Origin of the sequence: Pseudomonas cedrina subsp. cedrina, assembly GCF_001983175.1 — a bacterium.
Classification (GTDB): domain Bacteria; phylum Pseudomonadota; class Gammaproteobacteria; order Pseudomonadales; family Pseudomonadaceae; genus Aquipseudomonas; species Aquipseudomonas cedrina.
In genome coordinates this window covers 60257-74814 of sequence record NZ_MNPW01000002.1, presented here as the reverse complement: position 1 = coordinate 74814, position 14558 = coordinate 60257, and the positions used below count along the sequence as shown (strand labels likewise).

Here is a 14558-nt window from a genome sequence, read left to right as displayed (position 1 = left end):
GCGCAAAGAAGGAATCAGTAGGGAATCGCAAGGCGATAGCCCTTACCGTGAACGGTGCGAATCAGATCGTTACCGTAGGGTTTCCCCAGGGCTTGCCGGAGCCGGTAGATATAGGTGCGCAACGCATCACTGTCCGGCGGATCGCCATCGGGCCACAACGCCGTCTCCAGTTTGCGTCGGCTGACGGGTTCCGGCGCCTCATCGGCCAGCAGGCTCAGCAAGCTGAACGGCAACGCGGGCAAAACCGTGACCACACCGTTGTGGATCAACGCCTGCGAGACCGGATCGATCACCAGGTCACCCAGTTGTTTCGCGCAGCGCGGCTGACGCGGCGAGCCTCGCCGGATCAGCGCGCGAATGCGCCATAGCAACTCCTGGGGCTCGAAGGGCTTGACCAGGTAATCGTCGCCGCCGGCCTCGTACCCTTCTTGTTTATCGGGCAGTGCGTCACGCGCGGTCAAGAATATAACGGGGGTGTGATTCTGCTCGCGCCGCAATTGGCGACAGGTGTCAAAACCGCTCATCCGGGGCATGGCGACATCCAGGACAATCAGGTCATATGCCTGCTGCTGCACACGCGCCAGGCAACTTCGGCCATCGCGCGCGAAGTCTACTTCATAGCCAAACTCGCCGAGATAATCCCCCAACGACCCCGCCAATTCATGGTCATCTTCCACCAGTAATATTTCCACTAGTACAAACTCCAAAGTCATACAAACAATTAAGAAAATTCCTTCAACAAATAACTAAAACACGAACATAAATTTCATTTCATGACGTGACAACTGGTTCACATTTGATTTTATACACTTTGGCCATGCAAAAAATACTTCGATTGTTTATTCGTTACTTGAGCGCAGGCGTCATTGCCACGTTGGTTCACTTCGTGGTGTTTATCTGTTTGCTGCGTTACTACAGCCCGACCTCATCCACGCTCTGCGCCGCCATTACGGGCGCACTGGTCGCCTACTGCCTGTCCAGGCATTGGGTCTTTGCACAGCGGGACTGCAATTCCTGGCGGTTCGTGATAACTGCCACCAGCCAGGTTTTATGCAACACACTGATTGTCAACTTACTGACCCACTGGGGCGCACCCGCGTTAAGCGCGCAAATAGTGGCAACGACAGCCGTGACCCTTCAGGGGTTTATGATTAATCACTTCTGGGTATTCAAACATGACATCAAGCGCGCGCCTTTGCGCTGAGCCGTTGCCTGCCATGAAACTTACGATACTGGTCCCTTGCTTTAACGAGCAGTGCGTTATAACGGAATTTCATTCGCGCCTGATGGCGATCATTGAACGGTTAAATACAAACACCGAAGTGCTTTATATCAATGACGGCAGTCAAGACCAGACAGGCGCAATCATCGATCAATTTGCCCAGGACCCTCGCGTCACCAGCCTGCACTTGAGCCGCAACTTCGGCAAGGAAGCGGCCATGCGCGCAGGTATCAACGCCGTACAAGGCGGCGCGGTGATCATCATGGACTGCGACCTGCAGGACCCGCCCGAATTGATCCCGCTGATGGTGCAGGAATGGCGCAAGGGCCATGAGATCGTGAACATGCAACGCCGCTCGCGGCGCTGCGACTCCTGGGCAAAGCGTATGGCCGCACAGCTCTATTACGTCACCATGGACCAGTTGATCGACGACTTCGAAGTGCCCCGGCAAGTCAGTGATTTCAGGCTGATCGGGCCGAACGCCCTGGCCGCCATTCGCGCCATGGATGACAACGCGGGGGTGTTGAAGCTGCTGGTCAGCTGGCTTGGCTACCCAAGCACCGAAGTGAACTACGACCGCAAGCCGCGCCAGGCGGGCAGGACCAAGTGGAGCCCACTGTCATTGCTCGACCTGTGCGTGGACTCGATTCTCGCCTTTTCCACACGCCCGCTGCGGATGTACAGCTACCTGAGCGTCACCAGCTTTCTGCTCGGCTCACTGTGGATCGCAGTGGACGCGACGCTCAGCCAACTGACCCAACTGCATCTTCTGGCGCAATCACTCCTGCTGTTGTGCCTGGGTACCGCCGTGGTCGGCGAATACGTCGGCCGGGTGCTGACGGTGGTGAATCCAAGACCCAACGCCCTGCATAAACGTCATCAACCATGAATCCACCCATAAAGGCCGCCGGCATGAACCCTCGCGCGTCCATACGTTTGCTCTGGGCGATCCTGTTGACTGTGCTGCTGGTGCGCCTGGGTACGCTCGGCCTGTATCCGATCATGGACACATCGGAAGCCCGCTACGCGGAAATCGCCCGCAAGATGCTGGTGTCCAATGACTGGATCACGCCGATGTTCGACCATGACGTACCGTTCTGGGGCAAACCCCCGCTGTCATTCTGGCTACAGGCGTTGAGCATGAAGGTATTGGGCATCAACGAATTCGCCAGCCGTTTCTCGTCCTGGCTGCTGCATGTCGCGAGCTGCTTGCTCATCGTGCATCTCGCCGCCCGCGAACGCAGCCTGCAGGTCGGCTTGACCGCTGCCGTTATCTATTCGACATGCTCCCTGGGCTTCTTTGCAAGCGGCGCGGTCCTGACCGACAGCGCGCTGGCGTTCGCCCTTCTGCTGGCACACCTTGGCCTGTGGCGTGGGTTGGCGCACGCGGATCGAGGCTGGGCGCTGCTCGGTTTTTTCGGATTGGGACTGGGCCTGCTCGCCAAAGGCCCCCTGGCACTGGTGTTGATTGCGTTGCCGACCGCCCTGTGGCTGGCGCTCACTGGCCACTGGCGACGGTTACTCAGCTTGCCTTGGCTGCCTGGCATCGCCTTGATGAGCGCCGTGGCCTTGCCTTGGTATGGGTTGGCGGAACAGAAGACCCCGGGGTTCCTGCACTACTTCATCGTCGGCGAACATTTCAGTCGCTATGTCATCAGCAATTGGCAGGGTGACCTTTACGGCAGCGCACATGCCGAACCCTTGGCGATGATCTGGGTGCACCTGCTGGGTGGGCTTTTACCCTGGGCGTTTTTCTTGCCGTTGCTGGTGAAGTGGCGCGCCTCGCTGCAGGGCCAGCGTGAATATGTGCTCTTCGTGCTGGCATGGGCGGTTTCGACGCCGCTGTTCTTTACCATGTCCACCAACATCCTCTGGACCTATGTGCTGCCCGCGCTGCCGGCCTGGGCGCTGTTGCTGGCCGATGTGGTCTGGCGCAAGGTGCGCACCGCGCTTATCACCGCCGTGGCACTGGCACTTCCCGTGGCGGGCTGCGCCATGCTCTTCAGCGGCAAAGTCGATGATCGCCCGCAAAACCAAAAAACCATGGTTGCGCTGTGGAAGGCACAACAGGCGGCGGCGCCTGGCGATTTGATCTATCCAGGCTCGCGCTCCTTCTCGGCGCAGTTCTACAGCAGCGGCTGGGCACGCCACACCAGGCAGCTGCCACGTTCGGAGAACTTTTATCTGGTCCACCGCCTGGGTGATCAACCGCTGGCCCTGCCGGCCTACGCCAGTTGCGACCTGGTAGGCCAGGCCAATGCCAGCGAAATGTACTATTGCCGCGTCGGGCCACCCTGATGGGTTAAACCTTTGGCGTGCCCGGAGGGTCTGTGTGATAGGCCCTCCTGAGCATCAGCTGCTGTATGGCAACTTCCCGCAATTTCGCCAAGACATGGTTTGCCGCCAAGGGCTGGAAGCCGTTTACCTTTCAAAAGGAGGTATGGGCGGCGGTCAAATCGGGCCGCTCCGGGTTGCTGCATGCGAGCACTGGCGCCGGCAAGACCTACGCACTGTGGTTTGCCGCGCTCAATCGTTTCGCCATCAGTCGAGCGCCCGTTACCGGTAAACGCAAACCGCCCGCTGAACCGCTGACCGTGCTGTGGATCACCCCCATGCGCGCCCTCGCCGCCGACACCGCGCGCGCGCTCCAGGCGCCGCTTGAAGCGTTGCAGATTCCCTGGAGCGTCGGCCTGCGCACCGGCGATACCAGCAGCAGCGAACGCGCACGGCAGACCCGCCGCCAGCCCACCGCCCTGGTCACCACGCCCGAAAGCCTGACGCTGATGCTCGCGCGCGCTGACAGCGAAGCCAGCCTGGGCCACCTGCGCATGGTAATCGTGGATGAGTGGCACGAACTGATCGGCAATAAACGTGGCGTGCAACTGCAACTGGCGTTGGCACGGTTGCGGCGCTGGCATCCCGGGTTGATCGTCTGGGGTATCTCGGCGACCTTGGGTAATCAGGCTCACGCGTTGGAGGTCTTGGTCCCACAGGGTGAGGGGATCAATGTGCAGGGGCAAACCGCCAAACAGTTGCTCATCGACACGCTGCTGCCACCCGTCACCGAGCGCTTTCCCTGGGCCGGGCATATCGGTTTGAAGATGCTGCCGCAAGTGGTGGCCGAGGTGGACGCCAGCAGCAGTTGCCTGGTGTTTACCAATACGCGGGCGCAATCCGAGATCTGGTATCAGGCGTTGCTCGAGGCCCGTGCCGATTGGGCCGGGGTGATCGCGCTGCACCACGGTTCTCTGTCGCGGGAAACCCGTGACTGGGTGGAACGAGCGCTCAAGGACGGTCAGCTCAAGGCGGTGGTGTGCACGTCAAGCCTGGACCTGGGGGTGGATTTCCTGCCGGTCGAGCGGGTGCTGCAGATCGGCTCGGCCAAAGGCGTGGCGCGCCTGATGCAGCGTGCGGGGCGCTCGGGGCATGCGCCGGGACGACCTTCACGGGTGACGCTGGTGCCAACCCATAGCCTGGAACTGGTTGAAGCCGCCGCGGCCCAGGATGCGATTGCGCAGCGACGCATCGAAGCCCGCGAATCACCCTACAAGCCATTGGATGTACTCGTACAACATCTGGTGAGCATGGCGCTGGGTGGCGGGTTTACGCCGGATGCATTGTTGCAGGAAGTACGCGGCGCGTGGGCCTATCAGGGCCTCAACGACGCCGACTGGGCCTGGGCCCTGGGGTTTGTACGCCATGGTGGCCTGTCGCTGACCGCCTACCCGGATTACCGTCGCGTGGAACCGGACGAGCACGGTATCTGGCGGGTTCCGGATGCGAGGCTGGCACGCCGGCATCGCATGAGCGTGGGCACCATCGTCAGTGATGCCAGTATCCAGCTCAAATTCTGGAGCAAAGGCGGTGGCGGCAAAAACCTTGGCAGTGTCGAGGAAGGTTTTATCGCTCGGCTCAAGCCGGGGGACGGATTCCTGTTCGCCGGCCGCTTGCTGGAATTGGTGCGCGTGGAAAACATGACCGCTTATGTGCGGCGCAGCACCGCGAAAAAAGCCGCCGTGCCGCGCTGGAATGGCGGGCGCATGCCGCTTTCCAATGAACTGGCTCAAGCCGTGGTGGAGCGCTTTGATGCGGCGGCGCAGGGGCGCTATGAAGGGCCGGAAATGCAGGCGGTTTACCCGTTGCTGCAGACGCAGTTGCGCTGGTCCGGCCTGCCGACACGCGGGCATTTGCTGGCCGAGGCGCTGAAGTCACGCGAGGGCTGGCACCTGTTCCTCTACCCCTTTGCCGGGCGCCAGGTGCACCTGGGGCTGGCGAGTCTGTTGGCGTGGCGCGTGAGCCAGGCACAGCCGGTGACCTTCTCGATTGCGGTGAATGACTACGGACTGGAATTGCTGAGCGCCACTGAAGTGAACTGGCCAGTACTGCTGAACCAGGCACTGTTGAGTCCCGAGAATCTGTTGGAGGATGTCGCCGCCAGCCTGAATGCCGGGGAGTTGGCCCTGCGCCGCTTCCGCGAAATCGCGCGTATCGCCGGGCTGGTGTTTGCCGGTTATCCGGGAGCGCCTAAAAGTACGCGCCAGGTGCAAGCGTCCAGCGGGTTGTTCTTTGAGGTGTTCAAGCAGTATGACCCACAGAACCTGCTGCTGACCCAGGCCGGGGAAGAAGTCCTGCGTGACGAACTGGATATTCGTCGGTTGGAAGAGACATTGCGCACGCTATCGGCGCTGGAACTGGACCTGCATCTCATCGAACGGCCTACGCCCCTGGCCTTTCCGCTGCTGGTTGAGCGCATGCGCGAAAGCATGAGTTCGGAAAAACTTTCGGAGCGCATCGCGCGGATGGTCAAAGACCTGGAAAAAGTCGCGGATAACGGGAAGCGCTGATGGTTTGCTCGGTAATACTTGAGGGAGAGGAACTCTGGTTGCTGGCGGACAAGGCGGTGTATTGGCCGGCACGCCAGTGCCTGTTGATTGCCGACGCGCATTTCGGCAAGGCTTCGGCGTACCGCAGCCTCGGGCAACCGGTGCCACAGGGGACGACCACCGAGAACCTGCAACGCCTGGACCGCGTGCTATCGGCGTATCCATGCGCCCAAGTGATCTTTCTTGGCGACTTCCTGCACGGCCCCGGCTCACACGCCAGCGGCACGCTCAGCGCGCTGAGGACTTGGCGAGCGCTGAATCCGGGCCTGCGCATGACCTTGATTCGCGGTAATCACGACAAGCGCGCAGGTGACCCACCGGTCGACTTGGGGGTTGAGGTCGTCCCGGAGCCGCTGCTGATGGGCCCTTTCGCCCTGCAGCACGAACCGGACGCACATCCCAGCCACCACGTGTTGGCAGGGCATGTGCATCCGGTGTATCGCTTGCGCGGCAAGGGCCGGCAAAGCCTGCGCTTGTCATGCTTTCAGATCGGGCCGCGGATCAGCCTGCTGCCGGCGTTTGGTGCGTTTACCGGTGGCTTTGCAGTCGAACAGGACAATGATCGCCGAATATTCGTGATCGGCGACCGTGAAGTCTGGCCACTGGGCTGACTATCAGGCGACAGGTGCGGGTGGCGGCTCATCCGGCAGGGTCGGCTCACCGGGTTCGGCGGGCTGCGGGTAATCCGGCTCGGGTTGGCCGGGGATGCCGCCTGCATAAGCAGGGTCGGCCATCAGGGACCAGGCCAGAACGCCGATCTGGTTGGGTTCAAGCCGGGCGAGTTCAGCGCTGATTCGCGGGTTGATCTTCATAGGGTACTCCTCAAGCGTGGCTCGGCGCGTTTTACACGCGCCGAGGCAGTACACCTAGATAGAGTCGATTTATGCAGACTAATTCCCTTACTACGTAAGACCTTTCGATCAAGCGCGTGGGAGGGTGACGCCGCGCTGGCCCTGATACTTGCCTGCGCGGTCTTTGTAGGACACTTCGCAGGCCTCGTCGGACTGCAGGAACAGCATCTGCGCCACGCCTTCGTTGGCATAGATTTTCGCCGGCAGCGTGGTGGTATTGGAGAACTCCAGGGTCACGTGGCCTTCCCACTCAGGCTCGAGTGGTGTCACGTTGACGATAATGCCGCAACGCGCGTAGGTGCTCTTACCCAGGCAGATGGTCAGCACGTCGCGGGGAATACGGAAGAACTCCACAGTACGCGCCAGGGCGAAGGAGTTTGGCGGGATGATGCACACGTCGCTCTTGACGTCGACGAAGCTCTTTTCGTCGAAGTTCTTCGGATCGACGATCGCCGAATTGATGTTGGTGAACACCTTGAATTCATCGGCGCAGCGCACGTCGTAACCGTAGCTGGAAACGCCGTAGGAAATCACCGGGGCATCGCTTTGGCCACGAACCTGGCGCTCGACGAACGGTTCGATCATGCCGTGCTCTTGCGCCATGCGGCGAATCCACTTGTCCGATTTGATGCTCATGGCGTGTGTCCTGAATAGCGAGGTGGAAAAATTCTGTGGGGCATCTTACCGGGGCAGGCGTTGGGGTTCAAAGGCCCTGGGCCTTTTCTTGATGAACGTGCACTCTGCCATAGGGCGCAAGAACCCTGTAGTGAGCGGGCTTGCCCCGCGCTGGGCGGCGAAGCCGCCCCAGTCCAGGCGATTGATTCTATCTGGAGATCGGCGGTGTCTTGATTGGGGCGGCTTCGCCACCCAGCGCGGGGCAAGCCCGCTCACTACAAGGCTCGCGTCGCTGCGAACGGTGTGCGCAAACACCACCGCCAGTCACGAAAATAGAGAAACCTTCGGAAATACCATTGGCACGTCCGGTAAAAACGGTTAAGGTGACGTCACTGTGTTGCTTGTGTCACTGAGAATCTCTACACGATATGTTGAATTTCGATCCAACCATCTCCAAGAATTTTTCCTGCTCTTTGCACTCAGTCTCGGCCAGGGCTTTTCCTGAGTCGCAGTTAACTTTGTTCAAGGAGTTACACCATGTCTAATCGCCAAACTGGTACCGTTAAGTGGTTCAACGATGAAAAAGGCTTCGGCTTCATCACTCCACAATCCGGTGACGACCTGTTCGTTCACTTCAAAGCTATCCAATCCGACGGCTTCAAAAGCCTGAAAGAAGGCCAACAGGTTTCTTTCATCGCTACCCGCGGTCAGAAAGGCATGCAAGCTGAAGAAGTTCAAGTTATCTAACTTGTACTGACTTAGTCGAAAAGACCCCGCCCTCAAAAGCGGGGTTTTTTTATGCCTGGGATTTGGTGTCAACCACTGTAAATGCCCGGCACAAAAAAAGTGGAAAAGCGCTTTATGTGGGAGCTGGCTTGCCTGCGATGCTGACGCCTCGGTGTATCAGTTACACCGCGGTGATGCTATCGCAGGCAAGCCAGCTCCCACACAAGCCCAGCTCCCACATTTCATGGTGCGGCGTTATTGAAACAACGACTCACTCGACAAGCCATTCTTCTCCAGGATCTCACGCAAGCGCTTGAGCCCTTCCACCTGGATCTGCCGCACCCGCTCCCGGGTCAGGCCGATCTCCAGGCCTACATCTTCCAGGGTGCTGCTCTCATGGCCGCGCAGGCCGAAGCGGCGAATCACCACCTCACGCTGCTTGTCCGTGAGCTCCGACAGCCACTGATCAATACTTTGGGAAAGATCATCGTCCTGCAACAGCTCGCAAGGATCCGTCGGACGATCATCGGTCAGGGTGTCCAGCAGGGTTTTATCCGAATCCGGACCCAGCGAGACGTCAACTGAAGACACACGCTCGTTAAGGCCCAGCATGCGCTTGACCTCCGCTACCGGTTTTTCCAGCAGGTTGGCGATTTCTTCAGGGGAAGGTTCATGGTCGAGTTTCTGGGTAAGCTCACGCGCCGCCCGCAGGTAGACGTTGAGCTCCTTGACCACATGGATCGGCAACCGGATCGTGCGGGTCTGATTCATGATCGCCCGTTCGATGGTCTGGCGAATCCACCAGGTGGCATAGGTCGAGAAGCGGAAACCCCGCTCGGGGTCGAACTTCTCCACGGCCCGGATCAGGCCCAGGTTGCCTTCCTCGATCAAGTCCAACAGGGACAATCCACGATTGACATAGCGTCGGGCGATTTTCACCACCAGGCGCAGGTTGCTTTCAATCATGCGCTTGCGCCCAGCCGGATCACCCTTTTGCGACAAGCGCGCAAAATGGACTTCTTCTTCGGGGGTCAGCAGAGGGGAAAAACCGATTTCATTGAGATACAACTGGGTCGCATCGAGCGCCCGCGTGTAATCAATGTATTTGTGTTGCTTTAACGCGGTGGAGTTCTTGGATTTGGTTCGAACTGAAGGTACAGCAGGTCCCTCATTCGACATCGATTCCGTATCGATACCGGCCTCCATCAGGAGAACCTCATCGTCGATGTCAAACTCCGGCGCTTCTTTACTGAGAGCCATTGTTATAGTCCTTTGGTGAGTTCGACCTCAAGCTCAAGCGGCGCCTTTATCCTTGGCAACGCTGGAGCCTGTTCCTTCTACGTGAGGGAACAGGCTGGCAACAACAACATCAACGACGGGGTAAAAATTGCAGCGGATCTACAGGCTTCCCTTGACGGCGAATCTCAAAGTGCAGTTTCACCCGGTCTGTACCCGTTGATCCCATTTCGGCAATTGTCTGCCCGACTTTGACTTGCTGTCCCTCCCGAACCAACAACCTGCGGTTATGACCGTAGGCACTGACGTAGGTATCGCTGTGCTTGATGATGACCAGCTCGCCGTAGCCCCGTAAACCACTCCCGGCGTACACCACTGTCCCATCAGACGCAGCTAAAACAGGCTGTCCCAAATCCCCGGCGATATCAATGCCTTTATTCAAACTACCGTTTGAAGAGAATTTTCCAATCAACACTCCGTTTGAAGGCCATCCCCAGCCGGTCGGCGCGGGCCCTGCAGGTGGCAGCGGCGCGGCTGCGGGCTTGCTCGAAGGCGCCGGCGCGGCGGTGCCGGCAGGGCGGGTGATGATGGTGGTTTTGCTTGAGGACGATGGCGAAGATCCAGTGTTTGTCACAACTGCCGTGGGCGCTGAACCGGTGCGTCCGTCGAAGCGAATCGTCTGGCCCGGATGGATCGTGTAGGGCACGGGAATATTGTTACGAGCCGCGAGCGCCTTGTAGTCCCACCCATAACGGAAGGCAATGGAAAACAGCGTGTCGCCCTTGCGCACCACATATTGCCCGGTGGTGACCGTCGGTCGTTGCGGCGCCGCATTATTGCGGTCAACTACCCGCGCGCCGCTGCTTGGCGAGCTGGAACACCCTACCAACACAGAACTGAAGACGAGGCCAAGCACCAGTCGCTGAAAGCTTGTTTTACTCATACGCTGCGCAAGACCTGTGAGACTCACCCGCCGCTCCCTTTGTGGTGGCTGAACATGGAATGCCTGTATCAGGCTTGATATATGACGCAAGTATAACTGGGCATTGGAGTTTTACGGGCACACGCCTGAAACGAATCATTCTGCGTGTTGAATCGTCGCACCGATGATGTTGACTCAATAGACCCCGATGTAAGACACATCCCCGCCAGCGGAATTCACCGCAGGCAAAAATTGATCAGGCCAGCGGGCCGTTGAGCAACGGCACAAAACGAACAGCGCCCAGTACATGCCGCGAAAAGCCTTCGTCCTCACGGATGATGAGCATCAATTGTTGCACTTCACCGGAGCCAACCGGGATCACCAGGCGCCCACCGGGAGCGAGTTGGTCGAGCAACGCTTGTGGAACATCGGTGGCCACGGCGGTCACGATGATGCCGTTGTACGGCGCCAGCGCAGGCCAGCCTTCCCAACCGTCACCCCAGCGAAACACCACGTTGCGCAGGTTCAACTCCACCAGGCGCTCCTTGGCGCGATCCTGCAGCACCTTGATACGCTCGACGGAGAACACCCGTTCAACCAGTTGCGCCAGCACGGCGGTCTGGTAGCCGGAGCCGGTGCCGATCTCGAGCACCTTGTCCAGGGGGCCCGCCGCCAGCAGCAGCTCGCTCATGCGCGCCACCATGTACGGCTGGGAGATGGTCTGGTTATGGCCGATGGGCAGCGCCGTGTCTTCGTAGGCACGGTGGGCCAGGGCTTCATCGACAAACAGATGCCGAGGCGTGCGCCGGATCACTTCCAGTACCTGGGCGTTGGACAGGCCTTCCTCGTAAAGGCGCTGGATCAAGCGTTCGCGGGTACGCTGGGACGTCATCCCGATACCGCGACGCAGCAAGTCGTCTTGTTCACGGCCCATCAGCGCAACCCCTCCAGCCAGCCATCGAGACCACTGAAGGCATCACTGAAGGTGCGATCAAACTGCAATGGGGTAATCGATACATAGCCTTGCATCACCGCATGAAAGTCCGTTCCCTCACCACCATCCTCGGCATCCCCCGCCGCGGCAATCCAATAGCCTTCCCTGCCGCGCGGGTCGACCACTTTCAACGGCGCCGCCGCACGGGCACGATGGCCCAGGCGCGTCAGCTGGATGCCGCGAATACGGTCGAGGGGCAAATTCGGGATATTGACGTTGAGCACTGTGCGCGGCGGCAGCTCCAGGGAACCATGAGCCTCCACCAGCTTGCGCGCGTAATAGGCGGCAGTCGGCAGGTTATCCAGTTGGCGCGAAGCGAACGAAAAGGCAAACCCGGTACGCCCCAGGAAACGCCCTTCGAGGGCCGCCGCCACGGTACCGGAATACAGCACGTCATCACCCAGGTTCGCACCGAGGTTGATGCCCGACACCACCAGGTCCGGCGCCGGCTCCAGCAGGCTGTTGATCGCCAGGTGAACGCAGTCGGTGGGCGTGCCGTCCACGCTGATAAAGCCATTGTCCAGGATGTGCGGGTGCAGCGGACGGTTGATCGTCAGCGAACTGCTGGCGCCGCTCCTGTCCTGGTCGGGGGCAACCACCACGCACTCGGCATAATCCTGCAGCGCAGCATAGAGCGCGGCAAGACCGGGTGCGGTGGCACCGTCATCGTTTGATATCAGAATACGCATGGGTTGTCCGTCTGCCCCACCGGCACCAGATCAACAAGCTCGCGCACCAAGACAGTGGCGAAGCATCCGGCCGGCAGGACGAATTCCAATTGCAGAATGTCCAGCGAGGGATAATGCCACGTCAAACCGCCAATGGGCAGTCGCAGAATGCGACGTTCCTGGCTCATGCCGGCATTCACCAGCCAATCGCGCAGGTCGGCTTCACCGGCGGCAACCGCCTGTTCCAGCTCGAAGGTTGCGCCACCGGCGGGCGAGTCGCCTTCGCCCCACTGCGGCCCCGTCGGGTGCAGGTCCAGGATTGCCAGGCGCGGGTCGCTGCACTCAGCCTCCCCCGCCGGGAAAAAACTGCGGCTGTCGGTAAAGGCCAGCAGGTCGCCGACCTGGGCACGCTGCCATGAACCATCAGCCACGCGTGCCGCCAGCACTTTGTTGAACAGCAAGCTACGGGCGGTGGAGAGCAGCCGCGAACGTACGTTGCGCTGCTCCGGCAAAGCTTTGCGCGCAGCCCACTCCCGAGCGTCGACGACGTTGCCGCCGTTGTGGCCGAAGCGCTGGGTGCCGAAATAGTTGGGAATGCCGTGTTGTGCAATCAGTTGCAGCCGCGCGTCAATGGCGGCGGTATCACCGGCCAGTTGGGTCAGGCGCAAGGTGAAGCCATTGGCCGCATGCGCGCCGCGCTGCAGCTTGCGCTTGTGGCGGGCGGTCTTGAGGATCTTGAGGGTGTCGTTTTGCGCTGCGCTCATGTCCGGATCGGCCTTGCCCGGCAGTTGCACACTGAACCATTGGCGGGTCAACGCCTGGCGATCCTTCAGCCCCGCATAGCTGACGGTACGCAACGGCACCCCGGCGGCCTTGGCGATACGCCGCGCGGCTTCCTCGGTATTGAGGCCACGCTTCTCGACCCACAACCACAGGTGCTCGCCTTCACCCGTGAGTGGAATATCGAGCACTTCGTCAACCTGGAAATCTTCAGCCGTGGCCTTCAGCACCGCGCTGCCCAAGGCTTCGCCATAGGCTCGCGGACCCAGCAGTTGCAAGTCATTCATGCGCGCAGCAACAAGGCGACGGAGTGCACGGCGATGCCCTCTTCACGACCGGTGAACCCGAGCTTTTCGGTGGTGGTGGCTTTCACGTTCACTTGATCCAGTTCTATTTGCAGATCCGCGGCAATCAGCGCGCGCATCGACTCGATATGGGGGGCCATCTTCGGCGCCTGGGCCACGATTGTGTTGTCGACATTGCCAACCTTCCAGCCCTTGGCATGGATCAGGCCGACCACGTGGCGCAGCAATACACGACTGTCCGCGCCCTTGAACGTCGGGTCGGTGTCCGGAAAGTGCTTGCCGATATCGCCCAACGCCGCCGCGCCGAGCAAGGCATCGCTCAAGGCATGCAGTACAACGTCGCCGTCGGAATGAGCCAGCAGCCCATGATGGTGCTCGATACGCACGCCGCCCAGGGTGATGAAATCGCCTTCAGCGAAACGGTGCACATCGTAGCCGTGGCCAATACGCATAAAAAAACGCCCCGATTTAATTCAGGGCGTGATTCTACCTACTTTTGCCGCAGATTAACCGAGCAAAGCGCGGCCATGGTGTCGCAAATGATCTTCAATGAAGCTGGCGATAAAGAAGTAGCTGTGGTCATAGCCGGGTTGCAGGCGCAGTTCCAGCGGATGGTTGGCCGCCTTGGCCGCTTGTTGCAGGGCTTCAGGCTTGAGTTGCACGGCGAGAAAATCGTCGCGGTCGCCCTGATCCACCAGCAATGGCAGCTTTTCCGTGGCTTCGCTGATCAACACGCAGGCGTCCCATTCGCGCCACTTGGAGCGCTCTTCGCCCAAGTAGCGAGAGAAGGCTTTCTGGCCCCACGGGCAATCCATCGGATTGCTGATCGGCGAAAACGCCGACACCGACTGGTAACGCCCGGGGTTGCGCAGCGCGCAAACCAGCGCCCCGTGGCCGCCCATGGAGTGGCCGCTGATGCCGCGCTTATCGGAAGCCGGGAAATGCGCTTCAACCAACGCGGGCAATTCCTGCACCACGTAGTCATGCATCCGATAGTGCTTGGCCCAGGGTTCCTGGGTGGCATTCAGATAGAAACCCGCGCCAAGACCGAAATCCCAGGCGTTATCCGGATCATCCGGCACACCCGGTCCACGCGGGCTGGTGTCCGGCGCGACGATGATCAGTCCCAGCTCGGCGGCCATGCGCTGGGCGCCTGCCTTCTGCATGAAGTTTTCATCGGTGCAGGTCAGGCCCGATAGCCAGTACAGCACTGGCAGCTTGCCGCCCTGCTCCGCTTGCGGCGGCAGGTAGACGGCGAAGGTCATGTCGCAACCGAGCACATCGGAATGATGCTTGTAGCGTTTATGCCAGCCGCCGAAGCTTTTCTGGCACGACAGGTTTTCCAGACTCATGGCC

General features: G+C 60.1%; 16 protein-coding genes. 6 read left to right on the top strand and 10 right to left on the bottom strand.

The window, feature by feature from the left end; translation table 11 throughout:
- Positions 1-14: 14 nt before the first annotated feature.
- The gene (locus BLL36_RS03440; RefSeq protein ID WP_076950053.1) at positions 15-692 is read right to left on the bottom strand and encodes a response regulator transcription factor; all 678 of its coding nucleotides are present in this window, start codon (positions 690-692) and stop codon (positions 15-17) included.
- Positions 693-796: 104 nt separating this feature from the next.
- Here BLL36_RS03440 and BLL36_RS03435 point away from each other — a divergent pair, with 104 nt between their 5' ends.
- The 5 genes from BLL36_RS03435 to pdeM all read left to right on the top strand — a co-directional run bounded on the left by BLL36_RS03435 (position 797) and on the right by pdeM (position 6716).
- Positions 797-1204, top strand: coding sequence for a GtrA family protein (locus BLL36_RS03435; protein WP_076950052.1), 408 nt, complete (start codon positions 797-799; stop codon positions 1202-1204).
- Positions 1176-2111, top strand: coding sequence for a glycosyltransferase family 2 protein (locus BLL36_RS03430; RefSeq protein WP_083735253.1), 936 nt, complete (start codon positions 1176-1178; stop codon positions 2109-2111). Before BLL36_RS03435 ends, BLL36_RS03430 begins: the two co-directional genes overlap by 29 nt.
- A complete protein-coding gene (locus BLL36_RS03425) occupies positions 2108-3520 on the top strand; it encodes an ArnT family glycosyltransferase (RefSeq protein WP_231998951.1) in 1413 nt (470 codons plus the stop codon). The genes BLL36_RS03430 and BLL36_RS03425 overlap by 4 nt, the downstream gene beginning before the upstream one ends.
- A 65-nt stretch (positions 3521-3585) precedes the next feature.
- Entirely contained in the window at positions 3586-6066 is a 2481-nt protein-coding gene (locus BLL36_RS03420; RefSeq protein ID WP_076950049.1) for a ligase-associated DNA damage response DEXH box helicase, read from the top strand.
- Complete coding sequence (gene pdeM / locus BLL36_RS03415) at positions 6066-6716, top strand: ligase-associated DNA damage response endonuclease PdeM (RefSeq protein WP_076950048.1); 651 nt, start codon at positions 6066-6068, stop codon at positions 6714-6716. Before BLL36_RS03420 ends, pdeM begins: the two co-directional genes overlap by 1 nt.
- 3 nt (positions 6717-6719) lie before the next feature.
- Here the strand turns inward: pdeM and BLL36_RS03410 are convergent, their stop codons facing one another.
- Both BLL36_RS03410 and dcd read right to left on the bottom strand, forming a co-directional pair.
- Positions 6720-6917: a hypothetical protein gene (locus tag BLL36_RS03410; protein WP_076950047.1), complete on the bottom strand. Its 198-nt coding sequence runs from the start codon at positions 6915-6917 to the stop codon at positions 6720-6722.
- Positions 6918-7025: 108 nt separating this feature from the next.
- The gene (gene dcd, locus BLL36_RS03405; RefSeq protein WP_076950046.1) at positions 7026-7592 is read right to left on the bottom strand and encodes a dCTP deaminase; all 567 of its coding nucleotides are present in this window, start codon (positions 7590-7592) and stop codon (positions 7026-7028) included.
- Positions 7593-8108: 516 nt separating this feature from the next.
- Between dcd and BLL36_RS03400 the strand changes: the two genes are divergently transcribed.
- Entirely contained in the window at positions 8109-8318 is a 210-nt protein-coding gene (locus BLL36_RS03400) for a cold-shock protein (RefSeq protein ID WP_002554837.1), read from the top strand.
- 234 nt (positions 8319-8552) lie between these two features.
- Here BLL36_RS03400 and rpoS read toward each other — a convergent pair whose 3' ends face one another.
- From rpoS to fghA, 7 genes are all read right to left on the bottom strand, one after another.
- Positions 8553-9557, bottom strand: a complete 1005-nt coding sequence (gene rpoS / locus BLL36_RS03395) for an RNA polymerase sigma factor RpoS (RefSeq protein WP_076950045.1) — start codon at positions 9555-9557, stop codon at positions 8553-8555.
- 109 nt (positions 9558-9666) lie between these two features.
- A complete protein-coding gene (locus BLL36_RS03390; RefSeq protein ID WP_076950044.1) occupies positions 9667-10503 on the bottom strand; it encodes a peptidoglycan DD-metalloendopeptidase family protein in 837 nt (278 codons plus the stop codon).
- 208 nt (positions 10504-10711) lie between these two features.
- A complete protein-coding gene (locus tag BLL36_RS03385; RefSeq protein WP_010563544.1) occupies positions 10712-11347 on the bottom strand; it encodes a protein-L-isoaspartate(D-aspartate) O-methyltransferase in 636 nt (211 codons plus the stop codon).
- A 41-nt stretch (positions 11348-11388) separates the two neighbouring features.
- Positions 11389-12138, bottom strand: coding sequence for a 5'/3'-nucleotidase SurE (gene surE / locus BLL36_RS03380; RefSeq protein WP_076950043.1), 750 nt, complete (start codon positions 12136-12138; stop codon positions 11389-11391).
- On the bottom strand, positions 12126-13184 hold the full coding sequence (truD, locus tag BLL36_RS03375) for a tRNA pseudouridine(13) synthase TruD (RefSeq protein WP_076950042.1): 1059 nt from the start codon (positions 13182-13184) through the stop codon (positions 12126-12128). The genes surE and truD overlap by 13 nt, the downstream gene beginning before the upstream one ends.
- The gene (ispF, locus tag BLL36_RS03370) at positions 13181-13654 is read right to left on the bottom strand and encodes a 2-C-methyl-D-erythritol 2,4-cyclodiphosphate synthase (protein ID WP_076950041.1); all 474 of its coding nucleotides are present in this window, start codon (positions 13652-13654) and stop codon (positions 13181-13183) included. Before ispF ends, truD begins: the two co-directional genes overlap by 4 nt.
- Before the next feature lie 54 nt (positions 13655-13708).
- Positions 13709-14554 carry an S-formylglutathione hydrolase gene (gene fghA / locus BLL36_RS03365; protein WP_076950040.1) on the bottom strand — a complete coding sequence of 282 codons (846 nt, stop codon included), beginning with the start codon at positions 14552-14554 and terminating at the stop codon, positions 13709-13711.
- Positions 14555-14558 lie beyond the last annotated feature (4 nt).

Excerpts from the sequence above, each read along its gene's own strand:
- BLL36_RS03430 (WP_083735253.1), top strand. The coding sequence starts at position 1,176 with ATGACATCAAGCGCGCGCCTTTGCGCTGAGCCGTTGCCTGCCATGAAA.
- BLL36_RS03425 (WP_231998951.1), top strand. The coding sequence starts at position 2,108 with ATGAATCCACCCATAAAGGCCGCCGGCATGAACCCTCGCGCGTCCATA.
- BLL36_RS03420 (WP_076950049.1), top strand. The coding sequence starts at position 3,586 with ATGGCAACTTCCCGCAATTTCGCCAAGACATGGTTTGCCGCCAAGGGC.
- pdeM (WP_076950048.1), top strand. The coding sequence starts at position 6,066 with ATGGTTTGCTCGGTAATACTTGAGGGAGAGGAACTCTGGTTGCTGGCG.
- BLL36_RS03410 (WP_076950047.1), bottom strand. The coding sequence starts at position 6,917 with ATGAAGATCAACCCGCGAATCAGCGCTGAACTCGCCCGGCTTGAACCC.
- dcd (WP_076950046.1), bottom strand. The coding sequence starts at position 7,592 with ATGAGCATCAAATCGGACAAGTGGATTCGCCGCATGGCGCAAGAGCAC.
- BLL36_RS03400 (WP_002554837.1), top strand. The coding sequence starts at position 8,109 with ATGTCTAATCGCCAAACTGGTACCGTTAAGTGGTTCAACGATGAAAAA.
- rpoS (WP_076950045.1), bottom strand. The coding sequence starts at position 9,557 with ATGGCTCTCAGTAAAGAAGCGCCGGAGTTTGACATCGACGATGAGGTT.
- BLL36_RS03385 (WP_010563544.1), bottom strand. The coding sequence starts at position 11,347 with ATGACGTCCCAGCGTACCCGCGAACGCTTGATCCAGCGCCTTTACGAG.
- surE (WP_076950043.1), bottom strand. The coding sequence starts at position 12,138 with ATGCGTATTCTGATATCAAACGATGACGGTGCCACCGCACCCGGTCTT.
- truD (WP_076950042.1), bottom strand. The coding sequence starts at position 13,184 with ATGAATGACTTGCAACTGCTGGGTCCGCGAGCCTATGGCGAAGCCTTG.
- ispF (WP_076950041.1), bottom strand. The coding sequence starts at position 13,654 with ATGCGTATTGGCCACGGCTACGATGTGCACCGTTTCGCTGAAGGCGAT.
- fghA (WP_076950040.1), bottom strand. The coding sequence starts at position 14,554 with ATGAGTCTGGAAAACCTGTCGTGCCAGAAAAGCTTCGGCGGCTGGCAT.